Annotated in this window: 26 protein-coding genes and 1 pseudogene; 8 read left to right on the forward strand and 19 right to left on the reverse strand. The window is 41.2% G+C overall.

The window, feature by feature from the left end; all coding sequences use genetic code 11:
• Position 1: 1 nt before the first annotated feature.
• From MHN79_RS06980 to MHN79_RS07010, 7 genes and pseudogenes are all read right to left on the reverse strand, one after another.
• On the reverse strand, positions 2-778 hold the full coding sequence (locus tag MHN79_RS06980; RefSeq protein WP_239172272.1) for a helix-turn-helix transcriptional regulator: 777 nt from the start codon (positions 776-778) through the stop codon (positions 2-4).
• An 11-nt stretch (positions 779-789) separates the two neighbouring features.
• The gene (locus MHN79_RS06985; RefSeq protein WP_239172273.1) at positions 790-1,449 is read right to left on the reverse strand and encodes an HAD family hydrolase; all 660 of its coding nucleotides are present in this window, start codon (positions 1,447-1,449) and stop codon (positions 790-792) included.
• A 2-nt stretch (positions 1,450-1,451) separates the two neighbouring features.
• Complete coding sequence (locus MHN79_RS06990) at positions 1,452-2,471, reverse strand: ABC transporter ATP-binding protein (protein WP_239172274.1); 1,020 nt, start codon at positions 2,469-2,471, stop codon at positions 1,452-1,454.
• The gene (locus tag MHN79_RS06995) at positions 2,468-3,256 is read right to left on the reverse strand and encodes an ABC transporter permease (RefSeq protein WP_239172275.1); all 789 of its coding nucleotides are present in this window, start codon (positions 3,254-3,256) and stop codon (positions 2,468-2,470) included. The genes MHN79_RS06990 and MHN79_RS06995 overlap by 4 nt, the downstream gene beginning before the upstream one ends.
• A 4-nt stretch (positions 3,257-3,260) precedes the next feature.
• Positions 3,261-4,073, reverse strand: a pseudogene (locus MHN79_RS07000) (ABC transporter permease subunit); the annotation flags it as partial.
• 89 nt (positions 4,074-4,162) lie between these two features.
• Positions 4,163-4,969: an alkaline phosphatase family protein gene (locus MHN79_RS07005; protein WP_239172276.1), complete on the reverse strand. Its 807-nt coding sequence runs from the start codon at positions 4,967-4,969 to the stop codon at positions 4,163-4,165.
• An 11-nt stretch (positions 4,970-4,980) separates the two neighbouring features.
• Positions 4,981-6,048, reverse strand: a complete 1,068-nt coding sequence (locus MHN79_RS07010) for an ABC transporter substrate-binding protein (protein ID WP_239172277.1) — start codon at positions 6,046-6,048, stop codon at positions 4,981-4,983.
• Between the two features lie 214 nt (positions 6,049-6,262).
• Here MHN79_RS07010 and MHN79_RS07015 point away from each other — a divergent pair, with 214 nt between their 5' ends.
• Positions 6,263-6,988 carry a UTRA domain-containing protein gene (locus tag MHN79_RS07015; protein ID WP_239172278.1) on the forward strand — a complete coding sequence of 242 codons (726 nt, stop codon included), beginning with the start codon at positions 6,263-6,265 and terminating at the stop codon, positions 6,986-6,988.
• Between the two features lie 17 nt (positions 6,989-7,005).
• Here the strand turns inward: MHN79_RS07015 and MHN79_RS07020 are convergent, their stop codons facing one another.
• Complete coding sequence (locus MHN79_RS07020; RefSeq protein WP_239172279.1) at positions 7,006-8,916, reverse strand: methyl-accepting chemotaxis protein; 1,911 nt, start codon at positions 8,914-8,916, stop codon at positions 7,006-7,008.
• A gap of 343 nt (positions 8,917-9,259) precedes the next feature.
• Between MHN79_RS07020 and MHN79_RS07025 the strand changes: the two genes are divergently transcribed.
• Positions 9,260-10,879 carry a methyl-accepting chemotaxis protein gene (locus tag MHN79_RS07025; protein ID WP_239172388.1) on the forward strand — a complete coding sequence of 540 codons (1,620 nt, stop codon included), beginning with the start codon at positions 9,260-9,262 and terminating at the stop codon, positions 10,877-10,879.
• Between the two features lie 80 nt (positions 10,880-10,959).
• Here the strand turns inward: MHN79_RS07025 and MHN79_RS07030 are convergent, their stop codons facing one another.
• Together MHN79_RS07030 and lamB are read right to left on the reverse strand one after the other, a co-directional pair.
• Positions 10,960-11,811 (reverse strand): MalM family protein, encoded by an 852-nt coding sequence (locus MHN79_RS07030; RefSeq protein ID WP_239172280.1) that lies wholly within the window; start codon positions 11,809-11,811, stop codon positions 10,960-10,962.
• 116 nt (positions 11,812-11,927) lie between these two features.
• Positions 11,928-13,151, reverse strand: coding sequence for a maltoporin LamB (lamB, locus tag MHN79_RS07035; protein WP_239172281.1), 1,224 nt, complete (start codon positions 13,149-13,151; stop codon positions 11,928-11,930).
• Between the two features lie 444 nt (positions 13,152-13,595).
• Between lamB and glgX the strand changes: the two genes are divergently transcribed.
• The 3 genes from glgX (at position 13,596) to MHN79_RS07050 (ending at position 16,869) form a co-directional block, all read left to right on the forward strand.
• Entirely contained in the window at positions 13,596-15,545 is a 1,950-nt protein-coding gene (gene glgX / locus MHN79_RS07040; RefSeq protein WP_239172282.1) for a glycogen debranching protein GlgX, read from the forward strand.
• Between the two features lie 75 nt (positions 15,546-15,620).
• Positions 15,621-16,481, forward strand: a complete 861-nt coding sequence (locus tag MHN79_RS07045) for a glycerol kinase (protein ID WP_239172283.1) — start codon at positions 15,621-15,623, stop codon at positions 16,479-16,481.
• A gap of 139 nt (positions 16,482-16,620) precedes the next feature.
• On the forward strand, positions 16,621-16,869 hold the full coding sequence (locus MHN79_RS07050) for a hypothetical protein (protein ID WP_239172389.1): 249 nt from the start codon (positions 16,621-16,623) through the stop codon (positions 16,867-16,869).
• Positions 16,870-17,021: 152 nt separating this feature from the next.
• Here MHN79_RS07050 and folM read toward each other — a convergent pair whose 3' ends face one another.
• From folM to MHN79_RS07095, 9 genes are all read right to left on the reverse strand, one after another.
• Positions 17,022-17,729, reverse strand: coding sequence for a dihydromonapterin reductase (folM, locus tag MHN79_RS07055; protein WP_239172284.1), 708 nt, complete (start codon positions 17,727-17,729; stop codon positions 17,022-17,024).
• Positions 17,726-18,364 (reverse strand): GTP cyclohydrolase I FolE, encoded by a 639-nt coding sequence (gene folE, locus MHN79_RS07060; protein WP_239172285.1) that lies wholly within the window; start codon positions 18,362-18,364, stop codon positions 17,726-17,728. Before folE ends, folM begins: the two co-directional genes overlap by 4 nt.
• Positions 18,365-18,742: a dihydroneopterin triphosphate 2'-epimerase gene (gene folX, locus MHN79_RS07065; protein WP_239172286.1), complete on the reverse strand. Its 378-nt coding sequence runs from the start codon at positions 18,740-18,742 to the stop codon at positions 18,365-18,367.
• Between the two features lie 345 nt (positions 18,743-19,087).
• The gene (locus tag MHN79_RS07070) at positions 19,088-21,658 is read right to left on the reverse strand and encodes a hypothetical protein (RefSeq protein ID WP_239172287.1); all 2,571 of its coding nucleotides are present in this window, start codon (positions 21,656-21,658) and stop codon (positions 19,088-19,090) included.
• A 126-nt stretch (positions 21,659-21,784) separates the two neighbouring features.
• Entirely contained in the window at positions 21,785-22,003 is a 219-nt protein-coding gene (locus MHN79_RS07075; RefSeq protein ID WP_239172288.1) for a DUF3820 family protein, read from the reverse strand.
• A 72-nt stretch (positions 22,004-22,075) separates the two neighbouring features.
• Positions 22,076-22,429: a helix-turn-helix transcriptional regulator gene (locus MHN79_RS07080; protein ID WP_160930546.1), complete on the reverse strand. Its 354-nt coding sequence runs from the start codon at positions 22,427-22,429 to the stop codon at positions 22,076-22,078.
• Between the two features lie 109 nt (positions 22,430-22,538).
• Positions 22,539-23,705, reverse strand: coding sequence for a D-alanyl-D-alanine carboxypeptidase family protein (locus MHN79_RS07085; RefSeq protein ID WP_239172289.1), 1,167 nt, complete (start codon positions 23,703-23,705; stop codon positions 22,539-22,541).
• Positions 23,706-23,947: 242 nt separating this feature from the next.
• Positions 23,948-24,304, reverse strand: a complete 357-nt coding sequence (locus tag MHN79_RS07090) for an NADH:ubiquinone oxidoreductase (RefSeq protein ID WP_239172290.1) — start codon at positions 24,302-24,304, stop codon at positions 23,948-23,950.
• Positions 24,305-24,626: 322 nt separating this feature from the next.
• Positions 24,627-24,866, reverse strand: a complete 240-nt coding sequence (locus MHN79_RS07095) for a ribosome alternative rescue factor ArfA (protein ID WP_160930540.1) — start codon at positions 24,864-24,866, stop codon at positions 24,627-24,629.
• Between the two features lie 380 nt (positions 24,867-25,246).
• Here MHN79_RS07095 and MHN79_RS07100 point away from each other — a divergent pair, with 380 nt between their 5' ends.
• The 3 genes from MHN79_RS07100 to MHN79_RS07110 all read left to right on the forward strand — a co-directional run bounded on the left by MHN79_RS07100 (position 25,247) and on the right by MHN79_RS07110 (position 26,594).
• Positions 25,247-25,456: a cold-shock protein gene (locus MHN79_RS07100; RefSeq protein WP_038204438.1), complete on the forward strand. Its 210-nt coding sequence runs from the start codon at positions 25,247-25,249 to the stop codon at positions 25,454-25,456.
• Between the two features lie 69 nt (positions 25,457-25,525).
• Positions 25,526-26,065 carry a YaeQ family protein gene (locus tag MHN79_RS07105; protein ID WP_239172291.1) on the forward strand — a complete coding sequence of 180 codons (540 nt, stop codon included), beginning with the start codon at positions 25,526-25,528 and terminating at the stop codon, positions 26,063-26,065.
• Positions 26,058-26,594 (forward strand): hypothetical protein, encoded by a 537-nt coding sequence (locus MHN79_RS07110; protein WP_239172292.1) that lies wholly within the window; start codon positions 26,058-26,060, stop codon positions 26,592-26,594. The genes MHN79_RS07105 and MHN79_RS07110 overlap by 8 nt, the downstream gene beginning before the upstream one ends.
• Positions 26,595-26,622 lie beyond the last annotated feature (28 nt).

Below are 26,622 nucleotides of genomic sequence, written 5' to 3' on the forward strand. Positions count from 1 at the left end.
TTTAATTGTGTTCTGACGAGATAAGCATCGGGCAATAGTCCCGCGGAGACAGCCCTGTTCGACTTTTAAACATCGCGCTAAATGCGCTAGGGCTGTCATATCCAATCGCTAATGCCGTATCCAGCACACTACACCCACTGGCTAAAAGTTCAGACGCGCATAGTAGCCTTTGCTGACGCAGCCATTCGATAAATGTTAGACCAAGCTCTTGCTGAAAGCGGCGAGAAACCGTTCTCTCACTTTGGCCGAGAAACTTAGCAGCATCCGAAGCTGTCCACGGGTGTGATATACGCTCTGATACATTTTGACACAACATAACTAGAGCTTCTGTCTTTGGGATCGGAAGATAGAAGTTTATGGCGTTTAACAAGCGCAGTTCATCAAGTATTAATTCAAATATTCGTTCGTCTCGTGTCCCAGATAACCTAATATCAGGCAAAGATACTGCCTCAATAATTAAACTGGTCAGCAAAGGCGATACTTTCGATAACATACAGGTATTGGGAAGATCTGCTCTAGCCATAGGATCAACAAAAAGCGTACGAACTCGAACATCACCAGTAATTCTGAGGCTATGTGAGATACCAGAAGGTATCCATAGCCCTTGATGAGTTGTCACAACCCAGGATTCTGATGGAGTGTCCACTCGAATAACACCGTTTAAAGCGTGTAAAAATTGACTGCACTGATGAGTATGAGGTGGCTCTACATCTCCATGAGAATAATTATGCGCATATGCCAGTATTGGAGGGCATAGGGGATCGTCACAGAACTTCATAAATACTCGGTTTAATCCCAACTCAGCTTAGGCCAATTATAACGTTCCCCCTGCTCAGCTAATTGTGGACATGGATTAACAAGATAAGCGTGATCGGCAAACTCGCAAAGCGGAAGATCATTAATAGAATCTGTATAAAAGTGAATATCCGTGTACTGGTCAGCCTTAGAAGCCAGCCATTGCTCCAAACGAGTCACTTTACCCTCTCGATAACTCGGAATACCCTGAATACGGGATGTGTAGCAGTTGTTTTCGATCTGCAAATCAATGCCAAGTGCATGAGTTATCCCAATTTGCTTACCGACAGCAGCAACAAGAAAAGTAACACTGGCGGAAATTATCAACATATCAATATTGTCTTTTGACAATGATTCTATTAGTGATTTTGCTTGAGTAAATTGCTGGCCAAGTATCTCGCTCTTTACACACTCTTCAACCAGCTTATCAACTTCATCAGTAGAAAGTTTTAACAAAGGTGCAATGGCAAAATCCAGATACTCTTGCATATTCATTTTGCCTTGAATGTATAAATCCATTAAACGTTTGTCTTCGCTCAGAAACTCCGGCTGATTCACAACACCCTTCTGAACTAAAAACGCGTTCCAAATCATTGAACAATCGCCATTAATCAGCGTTTCATCCATATCGAAGACGTATAAAGGTTTGGACATAATTACGCTCTCACGGGTTGAATTTCATTGAGGTTGAACAGCAATTCTAGCTGACTGCCATTAGTGAGAAGACGCTCTGAGGTGCGGTTCAATAAATCGACTTCCAGTTCGCACTGCGCAATCCTTACCTGGTAGCGAATAACATTACCCAAAAGTTGGTGACCGATAATAGTCCCACCGTGCGGCGCTGAAATGCCTTGCCCATATTTTCTACCTTGCTCTTTAACGTAAATAGATTCTGGACGAATAGCCACCTTGCACTGAGTATCAATATTGAACAGTCGCTTGGCAAGTTGAGATTCGATGAGATTATAATGCCCCATAAAGCTCGCAACAAACTCATTAGCTGGATGTAAATAAATTTCTTCAGGCGTATCTGCTTGAATAATCTCACCTCTATTCATCAAAAAAATACGATCTGACATGATCATAGCTTCTTCTTGGTCGTGCGTAACAAAGATTGTCGTTAAATTCATTTCTTTCTGAATATCACGAATTTGTTGACGAAGGTGCTTGCGTATCTTTGCATCAAGAGCGGATAATGGCTCGTCAAGTAGTAAGATTCGAGGTTTTACAACCAACGCACGAGCAAGTGCCACACGCTGGCGCTGACCACCGGATAATTGGTGTGGATAGTGCTTTTCTTTACCCTTTAGATCAACAAGCTCAGTCACTCTTTTCACTTCACGTTTTATCTCATCACCACCGATTTTTTTGATTTTCAAACCAAAGGCAATGTTACCTTCGACCGTCATATTGGGGAACAATGCATAAGATTGAAACACCATACCAATACCGCGTTTCTGAGGTGAGTGGTGAGTTATATTTTCTCCTTGAACCCATATTTCGCCCGAATCGATTGAATTTAAGCCTGCAATACTTCTGAGCAAAGTCGACTTACCGCAACCACTTGGCCCGAGAAGAGTAATAAATTCGCCTTGTTTAATCGTAAAACCTATATCTTCGAAGACGGTATTGTCACCAAAGCACTTAGTAAGATTATTTGCTGTTACATAGCTCATTCTTGGGCACCTCTGCTAAAACGGCCTGCCAACCAAGTCAATAAGAAAATAAATAAAAAGTAAGTCATAACCAGAGCTGAGGTAAAATGCCCGCTTGTCTGACGTATGTTGTACAAATAAATTTGTAGCGTTTCGTAGCGTGTTCCAACCAATATATTGGCGAAAACAAACTCTCCAAACAGGAAAGAGAAGCAGAGAAACAAAGATACCATCAGGCCTTTTCTCAAGTTGGGTAATACAATAGAAATAAAGGCTCTAGTGCTGCTCGCACCAAGCAAATGGGCAGCATCCATAAGATCATGCAGATTTATTGCTTCAAAGTTATTGGCAATCGCTCGATACATAAAAGGTAAAGCGATCGTGAAATAAGTCCCAATCAAAATCCATGGAGTACCAACGATAGGAATACTGCTACCCGCATAGAGCTGAAGTAAACCTACAGAAGAAACTACAGGTGGTACTGCAAAAGGAAGTAATATCATCATATTCATGTACTTATTCATCTTAGGAAAGTAGTAGAACACAACAAATATTGACGGAAGTATCACAACGATACTCAAAATTAATGAAGCGATACAAATCAGTATTGAACGACCAAAAGCTTTTAAAAATCTCGGCTCAGTAAATAATTTAATATACCAGTCAAAGGTATAGCTTTCGGGTAGGACTGTTGCCCCCCAGCGTGAAGAGATCGAGTAAATTAAGGTCGCCAAAATGGGAACCAACATAACACCTACAATACTCATCACTACCACTTTATGAAAGTGAGTATTAACATTACGCATCGGTTTATTTCCTCGATTTAGCCACGGTGTAACTTTTCGCTACGAGCCACTGATTAATTACCGCAACAAAAGTTAACAAAAGCATTAATAATACAGAGATGGCTGCAGCAAGATTAGGTTCGAGAAACAAATCCCCCGATACAAGACTAGCAATGCGTATGGTAATTAAGTTGTAATTACCAGAAGTTAGGGCGTAGACGCTAGCATAAGCCCCCATCGCATTAGCGATTAGTATAACCATAGTGCCAAGTAGTGCTGGAAAGAGTATAGGTAGGGCGATTCTGAACCAATATTGACAAGAACTGGCACCTAATAAAGCTGAAGCCTCTTGCCAATCATCGTTTAATGCATCAAATGCAGGATACAAAAGTAAAACACCTAATGGAATCTGGAAATAGGTATACATCGCCAGTAGGCCCCATTTACCATAGAGATCAAAATCGCCTAGTAATCCATGCTGTTTCAGCAAAAGCGTTATTGCCCCATTTGTTCCCAAAATTATGATGAAAGCAAAAGCCAGAGGTACACCTGAAAAATTGCTACTCATATTTGTGAAAGCAATAACTCCTTCTCGGATTTTACAATCCACGCGACGCAGAGAGGAAACTAACAAAGTGGCAATAGTAAGACCAAGTAGGCTCGACCATATTGACAGCCAAAGGCTGTTGCCAAAAGCCTGTATCATAAATGGGGAGTTCAAGGCCTCAATGTAGTTTTCGAGTCCAATTTCGCCTTCGTAGACAAAGCTATTCAATAAAACCCAGAGCATGGGAGCCAATTGGAACAAGTAAAAAAGAATACCAAATGGCACCATCCATGCCATAGGTGCTAAGTATGTAAGCCGCCGCAATAGCATCACACTACGAGGCTCGACATTTATCCGGACAGACATAAATTCAGAACGTCTCATGATGCCAATAACTCCTGTCTATATGATTTTGTATGCTCTATATTGAGGAGTTGGCAAACTGTTCCACATATCTCAGTTTGCTTAATCTGACAATCACAGTGACTAAAAGCATCTCCGATCACAAACAAAGGGACTTCACGCTCTTCAGGTAAAATACCGCCATGAGAGCAATCGTTATTCATTCCATGATCACTCGTGACTATGATTTGATATCCATCAGCAAGCCATGACTCGATATAGTGAGATAAAATAATGTCAGCTTTTCTCGCACAATTTCGATACTGATGAGAGTCGAGACCATGTTTGTGACCCGTATCATCAATATTCATAGGATGTATCAGCAAAAAATCTGGCTGATAGTTACCGCGTATATGCTCTGCATCTAAGAATACCGCTTCATCAGGATAATCGTCCCAATAGTAAAAGCAGCCATGTTGAATATTTAAAGTTTCATCATGGGTGTAACGATCGTTCTTAGGCTCAAACGGGGCTTTATTATAAAGCTCACTAACCCAGTGATACGCTGCCGCACCTGTCACTTTAGCGTTTGATTTTGCAAGACTAAATATCGACTCTTGATTTGATAACCGGACAATATCGTTATTAACAATGCCACTATCTACAGGGCGCACACCCGTCAAAATACATTCATACAAAGGGCGTGAAAGGGAAGGCAATTCACATTGCACAGTGTAGAGAGACGCTCGTTGTTGCTCCAGAAGACCACTGAGGTAGCCCATGCAATCACGGGCTACTTGGAAATTAAGTCCATCTAGAACAACGAGGATAACCTTGTTGCTCATTTCTTAGACTCTTATTGTTGATAGATAAGTACGCTTTCTTGCCATTGACGTGGCAGTCTACGCGCTGACTTTTCCCACTCAGAGAAGTTAGAGACAGGTTGAACATTACCGTATTGGTCATTAGCGATAAGCTTATCTTGAACAGACTTGGGTAGAGTCACATTAGTGCGAATCGGTCGAGCGTAGCCTTCTGCTAGATTGATCTGCCCCTGGTCACTAAAGATATATTCACGCGCTAACTTAGCTGCGTTTGGATTTTTAGCGTACTTATTGATGATTGTGGTATAGCCAGAAATTACTGAGCCGTCTTGTGGAATAGTGACAGTAAAACGATCACTATCGATCTTGTCTCGATAGTTTAGGGCATTAAAATCCCACATTATAGCAACTTCAACCTCACCTTTTTCCAAGTTTGCCATGCTAGGGTCAGTAAACGAAAGACGACCCTGTTTCGAAAGTTGAGCAAAGAACTTGATTGCGGGATCGAGGTTAGATTCATCGCCACCATTGGCAAAAGCAGCCGCAAGGACAGCATTATTAGCTTGGGCAGCCACACCAACATCACCAACCGTTACTTTATAGTCACCTTTTAGTAAATCTTGCCACGTCTTGGGAGCAACTTTCACCAAGTTATTATTGGTAATAAATGAAATAGCTCCTGTGTAGGCCAGAGCCCAGTGACCATCCTCATCTTTTGCCCATTCAGGGATATCGTCCCACGTTGTTGGCTTATAGGCCTGCGTAACTCCCTTTTTAACCGCTACACGCGCAAAAGCAAAGCCTACATCACCTATATCAGCAGTAGCATTATCTTTCTCCGCCGCAAATTTGGCAATTTCTTGGGCAGAACTCATATCCGTATCTTGGTGTTCAATACGGAAATTCGCTCTCATATCAGACCATGTATCTTTCCAGTTAGCCCAACTATCCGGCATCCCTACACTGTATACTTGGCCTTCTTTTTGAGCGGCCTGAACCAGTGATTCGATACCAGCATCTTGTGCGTTTGTCGATGTTGAAAGTACCAATGATGCAAAGAGCAAGGGTATGGTGTTTGATCTAGTTAATAATGCTTTCATTATCTCAATCCTTTTTTGGACTAGGTCAGTAAAAACTCAACCCGAATGCTAGGAGTAAAGTATGACAATTACGTGCTATTGATTTGACAGTTTGACTGGTTTTTAATGTCATTTATGTTTCATCCAAAAAATTAGCTTAAAGTTTGCACTGTCATATTTCTGTTATATCAACATTTTATGCTCTAGCGGTTTATGCCATTGGACTAGGTCAACCATGAATTCAGCTATCGATTATCATTCTTCTACACAACCAGGTAGTATCAAACACTATCTTAAACACTGGATTCAATCGGGAACGGTTTCTAAAGGAGATAAATTGCCCTCGGAGAGAGAGCTTAGCCTGCTCTTTTCAACCACACGCATCACTATTAAGGACGCATTAATATCACTGGAAACAGAAGGGCTTATCTATCGAGAAGAACGCCGTGGATGGTATGTTTCACCTGAACGCCTATGCTATAACCCATTAGCACGAACTCATTTCCATCAAATGGTCAAAGAGCAAAATAGAAGCGCAGAAACAAGGCTAGTCAGTACCCGCACCGAAGTTGCCATTGCAGAATACGCACAAGCTCTAGATATTGATAAAATCACCCAAATTCATATTATCGAAAGACTTCGTTATATAGATGGAAGAGCGGTATTGTTTGTTGAAAATGTACTGAAATCATCACTATTCGAAGGTATTTTATCTGAAAATCTTAGGTTGTCGCTTACCGACATTTACGACAAAAAATATGGATATCATACTCAGCGTTCGCAGTTTGATGTGTTAACAACTTCCGCTCCAGCACATGTAGCTAAGGCACTCAACATTGCATCGGGTCAATCTGTTCTTAAGATTTGCCGCGTCAATTATAAGCAAGACGGGCAGCTCATGGACGCCGAGTTCGAATATTGGCGCCCAGATGCTGTGATGATCCGTGTTGGGGGCGAATAAATCGTTGATAAACGAAGTTATGACAGCTTGAAACGGCCAACGATATCGGACAAACGAGTGTTTATTTCAGCAATACTATGCGCATCTTCAAGCGCTTGTTTACCGTTGTTATCAAGTTCACCAACAATGTCATTAATTGCTGTCATATTTCGACTTAGCTCTTGTGTTACGCTATTTTGTTCCTGAGCCGCTGCGGCGATTTGTGTGCTTAAGTCGTTAATTTCAGTAACAAAGTCCGTCATCACATCTAGGCTCTCCGCAACTTGACCCGCGCCTTCAGCCGTTTGACCACACTTGTCTTTGGTTGACTCCATAGAATCCACCACCGACTGGCTTCCCTTGAGAAGACTGGCAAGCGCTGTTTCAATTTCTTCGGTACTCTCTTTTGTCCGACTGGCTAAGTTACGAACCTCATCAGCCACCACCGCAAAGCCGCGCCCTTGCTCACCTGCTCGAGCAGCCTCAATCGCTGCATTTAGCGCCAGCAAGTTGGTCTGCTCTGCAATATCACCGATTACACCTAAAACTGTATTAATCCCATCGGTTTCTGACGCCATCTTATTCACGTTCTCTGAAGCAACACTGACATCTTCAACCAAATCCTGAACATTCGTTTGTGCTTGCGTCACAGTAGCCTTGGAAGTATTACCCGCTTGGTTTGCTTTTTGAGTAAGTTGAGCGGTATTCGCAGCATCAGAGGCCATGGATTCTGCCGTTGAGTTCATCTCTTCAATCGCGGTGACGACTTGCTCGGTTTCTTGCACATGGTTTTGTAATATGGATGAGCTGTGCTGACTTTGTTCGCGCATTCTTTCAACGTTGCCACTAAGCTGACTTGTCGCTTCGCTGATTTCAAGCATCATCGATTGTAAGCTCGCGATGAATTTATTGACACCCTCAGAAATCATACCTAGATCATCATGAGTTTTGACTTCAATTCGTTGAGTCAGGTCGCCATTACCATCACTCAGGCCAGCAATCGTCTCTTTAAGTACCAAAATTGGGCGATATAAGACTTGCATGACGCCAAGCGCAACCAGAATACTGATCACAGACGCAAGAAGAGCGGTAATAATGGCTTCATATTTTGCTGCATGGAGATCCGCAAAAACAATATCTTTGTCTAAACCAACAACAAAGTACCACTTTTTACCCGCAATATTGATTTCATGCGAAAAAAATAACTCCTCTATCTCGTCTTTTTGACCCCCGTAGACAACCTCCACCTGGCCTAACGTTCTTTTTGCAACAGTGTCCAACCAAGGATATTTGGCCGTTTTATTACCCGCTTTAATGTCATCAACTGATGAAGCCAAAATGGTGGTATCGCTATTCAATATGACCGCAATAGCGCCTGGGATCTCGTTAACATTTTTGGCAATTTCATTTAAAAAGCCCAACTGCATATCGACAGATATCATACCGCTGAGCGTCTTTCTTACTATCGAGACCCAGTAGACATCCCCTTCACTTCCCATATAAGGTTCTGTTAATACGGCAGAATCATTTTTTCGAGCCAGCTGATACCAGCCACGAGTGGTGACATCACCATCAAACTTATGATTTGGCCAAGTTTTAGCGGTTTGATTCCAGTAAGCATCACCATTAGTGAAGGCCACAACTGAGCTATTTAGGTTGGCAGCATTAGCGATGGTATGAGTCAGATCGATAAGCTCTTCTGGCGTACCTGTTATCTCTTTACTAGAAAAGTACTGACCTAGCTTATCCAAACCGCCCACTTTTTCTTCTAATTGAGCTGAAATCTTTAGAGCTTGACCTTTAACATAACTTTGGTTTGAGGCCGTAATCAACTCAACAAGATTAGCTTCTTGCTTGATATAGGCAATGTATTTTGACACAGATACAGAAACCACAACCAATGCACTAATGGAAATGAGCAATAACTTTTTAAATCCCAAGTTTCTCATCTCATACCGTCCTTATTCTGTCTGAACACCACTAACCCTCATGTTGAATTCGAACATAGGGGCAAACAGGAAATTATATTGATTATTTTGCTAATAACATTGTGGTATCGATACAGACAAACGCCAAGTTTTATACTTGATCACTCTGAAAACTGAATCTATTCCGCTGAATTCTTCAAACCTGGCCGACAGTCAGAACAATCCAAAATCAAAGCTGATACTAATTTATTTCACAAACAGATATGCAACAAGGTGAAATGATAGTATTCATGATTAAAATCAATTTGTGAAAGTAGAGCGAGCAATAGCCTAGCCATAAGACTTCTCAACAAACGGCTTAATGATGAAACTCAGCAACTTAAGTATCACTTATAAATTGGGGGCGATCGTTACTCTAGCGATCATTTTTATTGCTATGGCATGTCTGTATAATTTGCTTTTGCAAAAGCAAACATCATTAGCCGAGCGAGAGAATAAACTCAGTTCTCAGGTAGAAGCCACGATGAGTTTAGTCCAACATTACTATGACCAAGGTTCCACCATCGGCTTTGACGTCGCGAAACAAAGAGCTTTGAAGGCTATTAACGCGCTACGCTATGATGGTTCAAACTATTTCTGGGTGCTAGACCAAAACCTAACGGTTGTATCACACCCTTTAAAACCAGAACTTAACGGCAAAACCGCCTCCATGCTTCGTGATGGTGCAGGTAAATACCACTGGCGTGAGATGGTAACTATTTCTCAAACCCCAGCAGGTAAGGGATTTCTTGATTATCAATGGCGAAGTCCTGACAGCACACTAAAAAATAAAATATCTTACGTACAATTGTTCCCAGAATGGGGCTGGATAATCGGCTCAGGTATCTTAGTTTCTGATATAGAGCAGGCTTTCTATAACCTCGTCATGAAAGAAGCACTCGTCGCCAGCTTGTTATCCTTGATACTACTGGGAATGGGCTACCTGATATCAAACAATATCATTACCCCACTACGCAAGCTTATTCTCCACACTCACAAAATTGCCGAAGGTGATCTGCGTTCTCGCATCAATATGTCGAGAAAAGACGAACTTGGGGACATGAGTAAGCAGATTGACATTACGATTGGAAAGCTCCAAGAAACGTTGCGTACCGCTCATCAATCTGCCGAGCAGTCAAGCCACATGGCAAGCAATATTGCCCAAGCTAGTGAAGAGGCTTCAACCAGCGTCAATACTCAATATACTCAGCTGGAATTGCTCTCTACTGCAATGACAGAGATGAGCGCAACCATTTCAGATGTGGCAAATAATGCTGAGAACACTGCTGCTAGCTCAAATCGTGTGGTCGAGCATGCTCGCCAAAATGATCGAACCATGCAGATGACCTCTGATTCAATTGCTGACGTTTCACAAAATATTTCAACTGCCCATGGCTTAGTGACCGACCTTCAAGCAGGCGTCAATGAAATAAGTAATGTCGTCAGCGTGATAAGAGAAGTATCCGAGCAAACTAATTTGCTAGCTCTAAATGCTGCAATCGAAGCCGCTCGGGCTGGAGAACAAGGAAGAGGATTTGCGGTTGTAGCCGATGAAGTGCGCAACTTAGCCTCAAGAACCCAACATTCAACCAATGAAGTCCAACTCACTATTGAAAAGTTAATCGAGCAGGCAGGAAAAACCTTTGCCGCTATGGAAGATAGTAATGAGAGAGTTGATGAGACAGTGGCTGCTTCTGAAAAAACACGCCAGCAATTAGATGTCATCGTCGCAGAAATGCAAAACGCCAATGATATGGTGGCACAAATCGCTGCGGCATCGGAGCAGCAAAGCGCTGTAGCTACAGAGATGAATGAAAATGTTTCAGGCATTAATCTGGCCGCCAACGACGTTCTGCAAGCCTCTCAGAGGCTAGCAGAAGACAGCCAATTCATGGCATGCACTGCAGAAGAGTTAACTCAGCAATTAAAATACTTCAAAGTGTGATGGCGTAGAAACTCGTTATACTGCATAAGAAGAGGTTTTTGCATCAATGAAAAACCTCTTTGCATGTTTATGCCCTTCTATTATAAAGTACTTTTGCTGTCTTCTACTGCCTGAACAAAGACTTGCTGAGCTCCCTCAACGTTCAGCGCTTTTGCTTCTTCTAATAATCTAATTGCTTTGTTGAGATCATCATTGGCAACCGCTGCCGATATGGCTTGGTGGTAATATTTCTTGGTTTCAGGTTGAACTGCTTCAACCGTTTTTGCCACCATTGGCTGCGAGTTTGACTTAGAAAAGGAACTTGATGTACCCAACTGTTTCAAAAAGCCAACTCTGTCAATAGAGACATTAACCAAGCCGTATTCAGAATTTGGGATAGCAATGTCTTTCACTTCAGGTAAATAGTTTCCTCTTCCCTCGGCGTATAATCTTGCAGGATGAGTCACCATAGTCGTTTTGTTAAGTTCAGACCTGTCGGTATAGATCAGCAGGTAAACACTTTCAACATCTCTTGGTGGAAAGAAATCTACCTCAGCACTCAAACGATTTCCTGCACCCAACCTTGGCGGTTGGTATTCAAACGCCTCTTCACCATAGCGTTCTAGCTCACGTCCACTTTTATCCAAAATAATCGCTCTCGGCACAAAGGCGGTTTCACCGATTTCACTTGTAATATTTATTGAAAACTCTCCCCTATCTGCAGGTAGCTCAAACAAGGCTACAGGGCTATCAATATCGTGATATTTAAGTGTCTGAGACTTTGGGGTAAGACTCACGCTTTTATTGCTGGGTAATTTCATTTGAACAGACTGAAGGTCTGATACCACAGTCACCTGCTTTGTATTGGCAACACTAATCTGTTCAACTACCTCTGGGGACTGGCATCCAAGTAAGGCAATGCAACTACTAAGAGCAAAGATACGAAAATACATGATGTCTTCCTTATTTGAATTTTTATTATTGACCGACAATACCAATAAAAAATAGCCAGCTATTATTGCTGGCTATCATAACTAGACGAGCCATACGGCACAATGAATTTGAGTGATTACCACCAAGCTTCTACTTGGATACCAACAACGTACTCAGAGTCTTCTCCTGTACCAAACGCATTGTCATTTTCAGTATCAGTTATATATGACCCATACACTCTAAGTTCAGGACGGGCCCAAAAATCATTACCCATTGCCCAGCCTTGCGCCACGGTAAACTTAGTGTTACCAAAGTCTTCTTTGGCTGTGCCCGCTGAATTGATCTTCTCACCCATGTTTACGCCAGCTTCAAAAATGGTACGCATAGTGTCATCCCATTTATACATAGGGCGCACAACTACCGAGAATTGGTCAGTATCCGACTTAAATGACGTAGCATTATCGTTTGTATCAGTACCACCTATATCACTGCCCACCATAAAGGCCAATTGATGGCCCATTTCCCAGTCACTCCCCAGACTCACAACACCCCAGTTAAGTAAGCGATAACCAGAAGCCTCATTCTGAGCGTTGTTTGCGCGGTTATAGTCTGCACCCGCGCCGAATGATGCGACCTGAGAACCATAACCATTGGTTCCGAACTGGAGTACTGTCTGGTTAAAACCAATCTTCATATTTTGGTGCAAGATTGCCGATGCTAACAGGCCGTCATCAGAGTCAATATTTTTCCCATCTTTCTCGTTAGAGAAGTTATAGGCCAATGTAAGTTCGAGGGATGCGTCTTCCCACATACCAATATTGGCTAATCGCGTATCGAAAATATAGCCTGCTCCATTTTCATTTTCCCCATCCTGGATAAGCGCAACGGATAACTTCTGATTGCCTAATGATAAGTTTTCAATACCGCCACCTGTTCCGGACGTATTGAGGAAGTAAAAATCGGTAATATGAATATCTTTACGCTGATAATAGGTTTTGCCAGCCCATAGGGTGGCTTCTTTGTCAGAGGCAATCAAGCCTTTGGCTTTAACTGCAAATTGGGCAACATTAATATCCCCATCTTCGCTACCGGATTGGCCATCATCTCCTTTGTTTAACATGGACTCAACACGCCAAGTTTGTTCACCCGTTTCTAGCTCTTCAGAAAAACCAAACTCATAATAGTTGTCGTTTTCATTACCCAAGCGACCAATACCAGCTTTGTTAACGGCCACATCACTACCTGAGTTACCGCTAATCCCAGTACCCGCCCTAAAATAACCATTAAAATCGACGGCTAGTGCAGGGGAAGCAGCAAGTGCTGCAGCCACTGCAACCGCAACTAAGTTCACTTTTTTCATTATTGACTCCAATTAAGATTTATTATTTTTATACCTAACTCATTACATGCTTCTATAAAGGCAGAAATAGAATCATTAATAAGTGAGGTAGAAGGGGTAAGAACACTGCCTTAACCCTTATGCTCTAACTACTGACAGACTAACTATAAGAGGCAAGGTTGACTTCCTCCACCCTGATTAATTTCTTAGGGGGATGAGAAAGGATGAGAAAAATAAACAGCAAAATTTTTTTTGGCTTGTCTCACAAATATAGGGATGAGAAAGTGTTGGATATGTATTTAAAAACCGAAAATAATCCTATATGGATCACTTATTAATATAAAAAGACTGAAGAAAAACACCATTAATAACAATTTTGTTTTCAACTCTAAGGCGCTTGACGTCCTTACAACAAAGAGATTTACTTAGGTCAGTTATTCATCGTCAATCAATGCAATGTTAATTATGCCTTGTTCTAAGCCTTACCCCCTTGGTGCCACTTTATGTGGTGAAGGATGTAATTTCTCTATTTATGCTCCCGGTCACAATAATTTGCTTCTTGCGCTATTTGGCGAAGATGACCAATACACTACACATCCGCTAAATAATGCTTATGCGGGCATATTACACACTCATATTAAAGGGGTGAGTGCTGGTCAAAAGTATGGTTTTATTGTTGAGCATCCAGATGGTGATTATCTCATTTCTGATCCCTATGCTAGGGCGATAGAAAAACCCCTTCACTATATGCCTCCGCTGACCCCTTCCAAGAGTTTTCAAATCGCTAAATCCGTCGTCATTGATAGCAATTTCGATTGGCAAGGAGTCGAAAAGCCTCTCCGAGGCAAAGAAGAAATGGTGTTATTTGAAACTCATGTCAAAGGGCTGACTAGACTGAACCCAGAAGTTGAAAGCCGCCAACAGGGTTGCTACCTCGGCTTAGTCAGTGAGGCAATGATCACATTCTACAAGCAACAGAATATTAATACCTTACAACTGTTACCCATTGCTGCATGCATGCATGAACCTCATCTTTTACAAAGCGAGCTATCCAATTATTGGGGTTACAACCCTTATGTATTCATGGCCCCCGACCCACGTTTTGCCGATAAGGATGCTGTACATGAGCTAAAAACCGCCATTAGAGAGCTACATCGTCACGATATAGAGGTCATCCTCGATGTGGTCTATAACCATACGGCTGAGGGTGGTAGTGAGGGCGCTATCTTTAACCTTAAAGCTCTCGATGACAACTATTACCTCAAACATGGCGATAGGTTTGCCAACTATACGGGGTGTGGTAATACGCTAGATTTGTCGTATCAACCTACCCTCAACCTTGTGATGGATAGCTTGAGATACTGGGCTGTGGAATATCAGGTGGACGGCTTTCGCTTTGATTTGGCTGCAACCCTAGGCCGCGAAGGCGATACCTTCAACTCACAATCAGCCTTTTTCAAAGCCGTAGCACAAGACCCTATACTAAAACAGGTAAAGCTGATTGCTGAGCCTTGGGATATTGGTCCTAATGGCTATCAAGTTGGACAGTTTCCAGTTGGCTGGAACGAGTGCAATGATAGGCTAAGAGATATTACACGAAGCTTTTGGCGCGGTGATCAAGGTTACCTTAAAGAATTCACAACACGCTTAATGGGGTCAAGAGACTTATACAGCGCTGCCAACTGGCCACATAATCTCACCGTTAATTACATTACTTATCACGATGGATTCACCTTGCAAGACTTGGTGTCTTACCGACAAAAACACAATCTTGCTAATGGTGAGGAAAACCGTGATGGACATGGCGATAACCGGTCAGATAACTATGGTATAGAAGGTGAGACAGACAATCCTGCCATTGTCGAAAAACGCGAAAAACAAAAACGTAATTTTATGGCCAGTCTATTATTTTCTTTTGGGATTCCGCACATATTGACAGCAGATATACTGTCACATAGCCAAAATGGTAACAACAATGCTTATTGCCAAGATAACGAATTAAGCTGGCTGAACTGGCAACCCTCTCAACAAAAAGATCGATTTAAACAATGGATGAGTCATATGGTCGAAGCTCGGCAGCATTTTATGTTGCCGCTGATTAAAGCTTTCAGTGGCAAGCAAAGACATAATAACAAGATTGAATGGCGACGTGTTGATGGCACGGCGATAGAACATGATGATTGGAACACGCTTAATGCTGTCTCATTGCGCCTAGGATTAGGTGAAGAAGGAAATGAAATGTTTTATTGCATTAATCAAACTAATGCACCCGCCCGTTTTACTCTGCCAGATGACAGGATGCAATGTTGGATCACTATCTGTGATACCCATAGTTATGACATAGGAAAAATTGTCGAGGGTAAACAGTTCCTCGCTACCCCTCGATCAATTGTGATCATGCATGCTGTGCAATAACTTAGCGACTGCTCTTTTTGGTGTTAGTATCTATCTTACTATATTGCTCAAGACCAGTGGTTAATCAACAATACGATGGCAGATAAGATTTCTACTACGGCGCTAGCTAAATTACGTAAAACTGAAGTTAAGAAGCTATTTGATACGCTCAAAACGGCTGGTTACGTCAATCGAGATAATAACTCTTGGATACTGACCGATATAGGTAAAAAATTTGGCGGTGAATACGCACAGCATCCAAAATACGGGCAGTTTATTGTCTGGCCTGAAAGCTTACTTATTGATAGTGACTCTAGCAGTGGCAAACCTCTCAGTGTTACCCAACTTGGGCAACGCTTTTCACTTAATGCAAAAAAAATCAATCAGCTACTCCAAGAGCTTGGCTGGTTGCAAAAAATCCCTGACGGATGGCAAGTGACTAACAACGGTCTGAAAGCAGGTGGCTATCAAAAAATTGATAAACAGACAGGCAACCAATATGCTTTATGGCATGATTCAATTGCACACAATAAACGCCTCAAACAATCTGTTAGTGAATTTTCAGGTCAGCAGGCTGAAAAGCACACAACTGACAAATCACTTTCAAACTTTAGGCAAAAATTTGAGGCCAAGTATCGCACATTAGATGGGCATTATGTCCGATCGAAAGGTGAGCTAATAATCGACAACTGGCTTTACATGAACGGCATTGTGCATGCGTACGATCGCCAACTGCCTATTGAAGAGCACATTCTTAGTGATTTTTATCTGCCCAGCGGCAAAGTTTATATCCAGTATTGGGACAATAACAATCATACCGATTCTGAAAAAAGAGAACTTAAGGCTATTTACCAAGCTCATCAGTTCAACTTGATCGAGATTGATTTCCAAGATATTGACAAACTTGACGACACTCTTCCTGCTCAGCTAATAGAGTTCGGTATCACAGCTTACTAAACGAAGCATACTGTATATTGAGCTTTTAAGTCTAAGTTGTGTTCGAAAAAGCCACCAGCTCTGGAAATCAACGATAATGATAGCTAGAGTGTGTTCTTTTCACATTGAACTCTCAATGAAGCTTGTAGAGATAAACCTTATGTTTAGCGATGATCGTATTATTGACAATATAGAAGAACTAGAATCTTTCCTTATCGCTGTAGAAAATGGCAGCTTTGGATTAGAAGGGATTGCGGGGATTGCCCTCGCAACTAATAACGCTGATGGACGCCACTTTGTCGCTGTATTGGATGATAATCATCAATTACTATTAGCAAGATGGGTCACTGATGACGTTTTCCAAAACGGACAGGAACTGGTACGTAATGGCCCAAAGAAAAGCCATTAATAAAGAATACTTGAGTTAAAACAGACTAGGATTAGAGCCTGACAAACGGAACAAAAAAAGGACAGCCACCAAATGGCTGTCCACTTAAACCCTTTAACATTTTTAGTGACTAACGGTTCCAACACATGACACGGTAAGTAATGTGTAGCTGTCTAACGCAAATGACGTCCACCATCAAACTGAAGGTTCCTACCTGTCATAAAACCACTGTTCAGCAGCATTTTTATCCCTTCAATCACTTCGTCAAAACCCGCTTCCCTAGGCAAAAGAGCTTTGGCCATTGCTTTTTCTTTATAGGCCTCACCATCATGTGGATTAAATTTTAACAATGCTGGTGAGATGGTATTTACTTTTACTTCAGGGGCCAGCAGAGACGCAAAAGACAAGGTCATATTGTTCATCGCGGCTTTGCTTGCAGCGTATGCGATATGTTTTTTACTCCCTTTTTCAGCAACATAGTCACTCACATGAATAACGTCAGCGTGACCACTGGCACGGAGTTTGTCTTGTAGCGCTAAATTCATTTGATAGGGAACCGAGGCGTGAACCGTCATCATACGTTGCATGATTTCAGCGGCGTTATGATGCGCACTATCGTCGGCTGACCAATCTGAAGCATTATGAACAATCGCCCTTATGGCATTATATTTAATTGACAGTTGCGAGATGAAATCATCGACTTGATTTTGCTGGTAGAAATCAACCTGATAAAGCTCAGCGCCAAGCTCTTTTAAATCAGCAAGAGATGGATATTCCGTGCGATAGGTGCCGACTATTTGATATCCATCATTTAATAATGCCTTAGACAATTCACACCCCAGCCGCTTGCCCACACCAGTAATAACGATAGTTTTACTCATTGAAGAAACTCCGCACGCGTTTGAGGGTTCGTTTTAAAGCAGCCACCGAGTGCTGTGGTGGTGGTGTTAGAATTCACATCCATAACTCCTCTGGATTTTACGCAATAATGTGTTGCATCTATGGTTACTGCGACATCATCTGTCTCAGTTAATGTCTGAATAGCCAAAAGGATTTGCTGAGTTAGACGTTCCTGAACTTGAGGTCTCTGAGCAAAAAAGCGTACTATGCGATTGATCTTAGATAGACCAATCACTTTAGACTTGGGTAGATACGCAACTTTAGCCAGCCCATCTATGGTAACAAAATGATGTTCACAGGTAGATGTGAGGTTGATATTGGAGACTTTTACCATTTCATCAACCTTCATTTTATTTTCAATAACGGTGATTTTGGGGAAGTTAATATAATCTAACCCAGAAAAAATCTCGTTGACATACATCTTTGCAATGCGATGTGGCGTTTCAGCTACGCTGTCATCGTTTAGATCTAGCCCCATCACCGAGATCACTTCAGTCAGAAGCCCTTTGATCCTCTGATACTTTTGCTCAGGCGTCATATCACTTTCTACTATAGGGGTTTCTAAACCTTGCTCAATAAGTGCCTCTTTTACTCGTTTCGCTTCTTCACTTATCATTTAATCCCCCTTTAACTCTTCTTTTGTGTAACTCAAAGTTAAAGACACAGAATCAGCAAATCTTAGCGCATGGGGTTTGTCGATAGTGACTTTAGCAAAGCTTACCTGCGGATTATCAACGCACAAGCCAAGTACGTCACTGGTTAGTTTTTCCAACAACAAAAAACGCCCACTTTCTACATGTCGAATAATATTTTTACAAATAACTTTATAGTTCAGTGCATTCTCAACATCATCTCTAAGGCACAGGTTATTGGCTGGATAATGTATTTCTGCGTTAATAATAATGTCTTGTTGCTTTTGTTTTTCTTCTTCGTTGAAACCTATGTAGGTTCTAAGCCTCAGATTAGTGATATTGATTATTGCGTTATGAATCATGATAATTACTCGCTAGTAGGTGCATTTTATCAATACGCTCTCCACCACAGAACCGATCATTAAACTAGAAAAAGCTTATTTAAGTCAGCTATATAGTTATAAATGCGCTTAAGTCATACTAGTACACACCACAGAAAAAACTCAACTTGATGCATAGTAAATCAGACATTACTTACTCAAACTAAGGCATTATGTTTATTTTTTTATCAAGTAAGGCCTCCAAATTCACGATTATCAGCGATATATGGAAGCAGGCTCTTAACTAGACAACATGAAATACCATAGCCATGAGAGAAGGAACTTACCCTAGCCTTCTCTCATAGAAACAAGGTGTCATTGATACTTTTAGTCAATGAATTGATCGAACAAATCAAACCAATTTGCCCTTTGAATCGTTTCTTCTCTCAGCATTGATGCCGTTTGCTCTCCGAGTTTATCTAAATTCAACTGTGAACTCTCTCGATCGTAAATCAACTTTAGCCACTCTTGAGCCCATACCTCTAGCTTATATACAGTAGCTTCAGCATGGTAAGTGTTAGAGACATGCTGGAGTGAAGTGCCCGATGATAAAACCTGAAAATCTAAGTCAGTCTTGTCGAGCTTTTTCAGATGAACTTCTGAAGCAGATTTCTTTGTAACCATATACATCTGCGGAGACCGATTATCCAAAGTTAACTTCACTAAATCATATACTTCACTATTTATTAGCAGAGCATCCGTTTCAGGTTTGATCTTAACCAATTTATTGGGGTCATCTTGAAAACCCTCATCATTACCATCAACTTCAATTTCGAACGCAGCAGCATCTTTCTTTTCAAATATGCCAGCCGATTCAATCAATGTGGTCACTTGATAATCATAGAAAGGGATCATAAATCCTTTACCACGGAAAGATAGACCTTCATTCATCGAACCTTCCCCAGAATAAACCGTCGGTATACTGGCATCTTTCATAACAGCATTGACTAGAGCATTATCAAAAAAGCCCTGAACAACAAATGCCTTGTTACCGCTTTCAGTCGTCAACTCGAACAACTTATAACGACTACCTTGTACAGAAAAACTAGACTGTTGTTCTAAGCTAACCCCTACGGCTTGTGCTTGCTCTTGGAGTGCATCAATTCTGCCTGTCGCGAGAACAATTGTGCTGCCAGACACCGGATGCTCTGCCATAGCTTTTAAAATTTCAGCCAAAACTCTCTTACCTATGCTTAAGTTTTGCCCATCTTGAACATCATTTACATTGTAAAACCGGCCTTGGTTAATCACTTGAGAGTTTTCGCGAGCCATCATGAGGGCGAAGTGATCTTGGATAAGCGTGGATAGCGGAGCATGACTATCGGGTTCATGGCCCAGCACCTTTCTAATAATCTCCACTAGCGTTGATTTGACGTTAGGGCTATCAATATCGGTATTGGCGCATGGAATACCAAAGCCAATAGCACCACGAGAAAGACCGGTAAAATATGCGTCTTTGACCTGACTAACTCCAGCCATCCCCCCAATCTCACCAACTCGAAGTACATTGGGCCTATCCACGACGCTGTATACTGACCCAACATTGTATTGAATTTCAAATTGAGGGTTATGACGTTTGCCTAGTTCACGAACTAACTGATAACTATAATTGGGGTCCCACTGACGATTCGCATTTTGGTGAGTAATCACTTTAATATCTTTATCTAACAATTTGTCTAGTGTGTCATTACTGATTGAGTAGCGATAAAAATGAGCATAAGCATCAATTCGATCTTTAAGTTCGGGATGTTTCTTAATAATGGTTTTATACAGCATCTGGAAGTTCACGAGATCGCCAAATCCAGCTATAGCGTATCCAGACATAAGAATTCGGCCATCGCTATTGAGTACAGTACTAAAAAATTCACTGACCTCATGCCTGTTTTCCTCGGAGAGTGATTGTGAATCTCGAATCACATCAAAGTTATTGATATTATATTTATCTGTAAGAAAACGAACATCTGCACTGATGCTAATCGGCGCTGGTTCTTCAGTACTCAATGCCAGTGAGATACCATTATGAGTGACAAGTATTTTCTCTTTCTTTGATAATTCAGACTCTTTTTCTTGAAGGAGAAAATTTATGTCTTGGGGCATATCAGAGTAGTTGAATTGAGCTCCGATGTTTTGATAGCTCTTTAACTTTTGGTTTATGGCTTCAGGTGAGGCGTCATCTGATATTCCTATTTTTTCCACCGTTTTTATATAGGATGCTAAACGTAAGAACTCGACTTTTTCCTCGAGGCTGAACTGTAAAAATGCACCAAATATAGCAGGCTCTACTCGCTTTTCATCTCGAGTTCTAACCTTAGGATACTCATCAGGTCCGTAGTGCACCACCTTCACTGTGGTCCCTGACTTATCTAAACGCAATCCAGTATACGTTCTACCTAAATCATGCAGAAAGTCGAACAGCTTCTTTAATCCTACACTGTCCGATGTTTGCGCTTCTGTGGGGTCAAGTTGTTCTTGAACATTATTCATATAAATCTCAAAGAGATCCGAGGATTTAATAACTGTGTTCTGACCCATATGATCATAACTGGGCATAGTTACAAATTGCGTATGTGAAAAGTTACTGATTGCAGAGTCCTCTCCCGCGCTAACATTTAGACTCTTCAGACGTTGTTTCCATTCTTTCCTCTTAGCAAGAATTGTTTCTGACGTTAACGGTATGCCATTGATCGTAAGGGGAGCTTTCTGCTCAACTTGCCCCGCAATAACGACCTCAGTACTTGGTGAATCTAGTAAGGGTGGTTCGGTCTTTGGCTCATTTTTAGCATCACCAAAACACGCTGTTAGAAAAAAAACGCAGAGAATAGAGAGTTGAGAGATGTTCAACTTAAAAGCAGGAACTGGATTGCGTAGCCAGCTACTTTTTAGAAATTGTTTGTACATAGAGATAAACTCACGCAGGCATTAAAAACGGCGTATAAAACGCGAGTTTGCTATCTATGTCTTATGAATATTGGTCAGACCAGGAGTGGAGAAATTTAAGCAGCACGTGATCCTTCATTTCCCTTGTTAAAATTTATATTTCAAAGGTTTAACTAAGCTATCCAGGCCCTCAATTTTTAGTGCCAAGCAGAGTTGAAGCAACTCCCCCAGCTCACCATTCGGAAAGCCCTTTTTATCGAACCAAAGCAAATATTCTTCAGGCAAGTCAATTAATATTCGGCCAGAATATTTGCCAAATGGCATGTGAATACTCGCTAGTTTAATCAAGTTCTCTTTTTCCAACATGGTCACTTCTAGTATGTGGAAGTATGAGGGAAATAGAATACCACTGAGAAGAGAGCCATGGTAGGGATACGACTAATTTTGGTCGATAGTGTGTGCGTACTCAACCACAATCTGATTGCCCTCGATGTAAGCGTTTTGAATTTCACCATCAACACTCATACGACTTTGCAGGTACACAACTTTTGGCCCCGAATCATTTGCTTGTTTAAGAGAAGGAAAGGTGAGTTTAGGGTCAAGGTGAAGCAATCGAGAAAATTGACTGACAAACGACATTGTTAGAGGCTGCTCTCCTCTAAGAAGCTGCGAAAAATTAAGCTGGCTAATGCCTAGCTTCTTCGCAAACTCCATTTGAGTAATGCGCATCTTTGACTTCTTAGACATCCAAGTCGAGTATAGTACCTCTCTGTCTTGCTCAGTAAATTCCATAGTTAACCCCTAATTCAAATGAATGAATCAAACTATGGACTTTTTACTAACCAAAATGTCAGATGATGGTAAACATTGTCCGAGATTAATCGGAACTATGATTGAACTCTCATAGCCACCCAGAAAGAAGACGCTTGAACCAATCAACCAAGCGTTTAATCACACTACCCTGCTTTATGTCAGATTTAGCCACTAAATCCTTTACCACCAAAGGTTCATCTTCAACTTTATATATAACGCTACCGACTTTCTCTCCCTTGGTAATTGGCGCAACCAATTCTCGGTCAAACTCTACTTCGGCTTCAAGCTTATCAGCATCCCCTCGTGGAAGAGTGAGGTAAATATCATCACTCACTCCTACAGGAAGTTGGTCTTTATCACCCATCCACACTTTAGCATTAGTCACTACATCATCCGCTTTGTTTGGAGATACAGTATCAAAAAAACGGAATCCATAACTGAGGAGCTGCTTACTCACCGACTCTCGGCTTTTTGCACTTTTCGCTCCCATAACAACTGCAATCAATCTCATATTTCCATAAGTCGCGGACGTTGCTAGGCTGTATCCTGCACCACTTGTATAGCCTGTCTTCATACCGTCAACGTTAATGCTTCTATCACGTAACAGGCCATTGCGATTGTACTGAGTAATTCCATTGTAGGTGTACGATGTTTCACTATACAAAGAGTAGATGTCGGGTAAATCATGTATAATCGCCCTACCCAGTTTAGCAATATCAAGAGGGGTCGAATAAAGTCCTCTGCTGTCCAAGCCATGGGGATTGCTATATGAGGTGTTTTCTAATCCGAGTGTCTCTGCCCATGAATTCATCATATTCACGAATGCGCTTTCGCTCCCTGCGACATACTCCGCGATAGCAACACTGGCATCATTACCCGACTGGACAATCAGGCCTCGATACAAGTCCATCAAAGGCACTTTGGTCCCAACTTCAATAAACATCTTTGACGAATCGGGGAAGTTTTTTGCCCATGCTTTTTTACTAATTAAAACCTGATCATCAAGAGTAATATTACCTGCTTTGACCTCTTGACCAGCGACATAGGCCGTCATAAGTTTCGTTAGACTTGCAGGGTTTAATTTAGTGCGAGCATTCTTCTCTACTAATATCTCACCAGTGTTATAGTCAATCAGAACATATCCCCTCGCTGGTAATGAAGGGGGATCAGGGACAATGGTCGGCGCGGAATGAGCGCTAAATGTTATAGCCAACGTACACCACAAGGCAGATCGGTAAACAAAATCTCTTATCATGGGACATTACCACTCAAGTCACAATTCTCGTACGGTTTATCTGTACCAGTATATACAAACAACTAAGCTATGTGTTTGCTTTGTAACCAATAGTTACTTTTAGATAGTAGCTTTTGTCAATTTATGAGAATTCAGCGCGATTTATAAGTAAATAATTGCAAAAAATCAGCGCAAGTAGCGCTGATTCTAATCAACTTAAGCAACACAATAGTAGTGGCTAAAATGCTAATTTGTTTCGTTATTTATGAATTGTTGGCTATTTTAGCATTCAGGGTGATGCTATCTCTATATGTAAACCACAAGTAGGTCACAACTAAAGAGAAGAACAAATATGACAAGGCAAACACAAACGGCGACGAGATAAGCTCCTGTGAAATACCCCAAGCAACACCTGCAATAGTAATGATGAGCTTAGAAAACAAACCGACAATCAGGAGTAAAACCGCTAATTCAGGAAAACGGGTACTACGAAAAGCAAACCAATAACAACTGCCAACTGCAATAGCAGATACACACAGTCCCAACATAAAAGAATGCAAGTGTTCTGCAGAAAGCACTCCTGCTGATATCGATGCAACTATAATCAGGAAAAGCTTCATGTTCTACTCTCTATATAGTTTGTGACTATTTACTTTCATTAATGAAAACTAATTTTCTGTATATTTACATCACCTTTTTAACTAATTCAAGTGATAAATCTATGATGAAAACATCTAAATATCTCACAAAACATAGATGTAAAATATTGGTTAAATCCTTGTTTTCTCTTATTCCTTGATACCTGAGGAGATAGCTGATTCATAAGTGTAAAAAACACACAAAGTTACACTTTATTAACAGGTGACACATCTCGATTAATAAAAATAAATTCAGGCACTGCTCAGAAGATAAGCAAGGAGTGGGATAAGAATATCGATATTATTAAAAAGCCCTATTCAAAAGAAAGCAAGATTGTGCCTCCTTTGAATAGGGCTCTTTACCCTTATGTTTCATTTTACGATTAAAACTTCCTCTTCCTTTCTTTGCTCTTTCTGTCCGGGTCTTAAATAATCTGCTAGTCACTATAGCTTTAAGCGCATTATCGTGGATTTCACCTCGACCGACTTCTAGATCTGCCAGTTGAGTTTCATTCTCAACTTTTTTTCGGGTACTCTTGACCATAAAATTTCCTTATCATAATTTTATAAATGACCACTCAGTAGTAATAGATACATCATTTATGCGATGTTTTATATAAAAAACGACCGACATATCGAATGTTACACTAATTAAACCGAAACCAGTAATATTTTCGAAACCCTACCTAGCGCAAATTTCCAGTGAAAACACCTTGATAATGGAAAACTATCATATGAATTATATTGACTTAGTGCCACTTACCTTTAGACTATCAGGCAGCTAGAAAACGGTTCTTGTTTTTATTCCGCCGTTTCGTTGGATTTCCTTGTATTTCTTCCGTAACGTCGTGCGCAATAGCAATCTCCTTTTCCACGCTATAGTTGCCGTCATGGCTTTTAAAAGATTTATCAAGGATAAACATTATGTCTAACACTGTTACTGGTACAGTTAAATGGTTCAACGAAACTAAAGGTTTTGGTTTCATTCAGCAAGAAAACGGCCCTGACGTTTTCGCTCACTTTTCTGCTATCACTGGTGACGGCTTCCGTACTCTAGTTGAAGGTCAAAAAGTAGAGTTTGTTGTTTCTCAAGGTCAAAAAGGCCCTCAAGCTGAGAACATCAAAGTACTTTAATTGAACTGTACTATAGATTTACAATAGCCAGCATTACGCTGGCTATTTTTTTATGTGTAGCAAATAATCATGGCACTAAAACCAACAATATATAAATTCCGTCTGTCTATTTCAGACACAAATAGAGACCTGTATAACTCAACCCAGCTAACCATTGCTCAACATCCGTCGGAAAACACAGAACGTATGATGGCTCGTGTGCTGGCTTATTGCATCAAGTATCAACCTGAGCTGAGTTTTACCAAAGGTTTATCATCAACAGAAGAGCCTGATCTGTGGCTAAAAGCCCTCGATGGCTCAACATCTGTGTGGATCGAGGTTGGTGAGCCATCTTTAGATAGAATAAAAAAAGCAACTCGCTTAGCACAACGAGTAGACATCTTTAGTTTTACAAGTAAGTCTGACGTTTGGTGGGAACAAACAAAAAATAAATCATATCAATATGACGCACATATTTTTCGCCTCAGCAATGAGGGGATTCAAGCGCTATCAAGTGTAATTGAGAGAGGTATGGACCTATCTGTAATGGTAAGTGGAACAAGCATTTTCATTGACTGTGTTTCTGGATCATTTGAAGTTCAGATAGAAACGCTGCAATCCAATGACTGATTTTGCTAACGCGCTCGACAAGATAGGGGCATCTTCATTACCAGCAATCCTAGAACACCCAATGTTGTGGCAACAATTCTTGCAGCAACATTCCCCACTGTTCACAAAAGTTAAACAAGCCAAAGCCAATAAAGACTATCAATCTCACTTACTTGGCGTTTTAACTAGGGCGCACGTCGAAAGCTTGTCTCGGGTTAATACCAATCAGGAATCTGTTACAGCTATGTGGCAGGCTCTCAATACAAATCTTGGCGAACGGCATGCCAAACGATTCAAGTACCAAGAGCACACTATGCTTTACCTGGTCACACACGTTTGGCTCTACCTTCAAGGCTACTTAAAGATGGACTTCAGCCTTGCTAATGAGTATGCGCAAACAACAGCCAATACTCTTAACGAGTTGTCTAGCTTGAACATTGATAAGACTCGAACTCAGTTTATGGCCAGTTTTTATATGGGCCTGGAAAAGACACCCAAACCCTCAAAGACTCATACTGTCATGCATTGGCTAAAACGTTACTTTAAATAAGTAGGGCTTTTTCTAAAGCCCTGCCTTC

This window comes from Vibrio sp. Of14-4, from assembly GCF_022347625.1.
Classification (GTDB): Bacteria; Pseudomonadota; Gammaproteobacteria; order Enterobacterales; family Vibrionaceae; genus Vibrio; species Vibrio pristinus.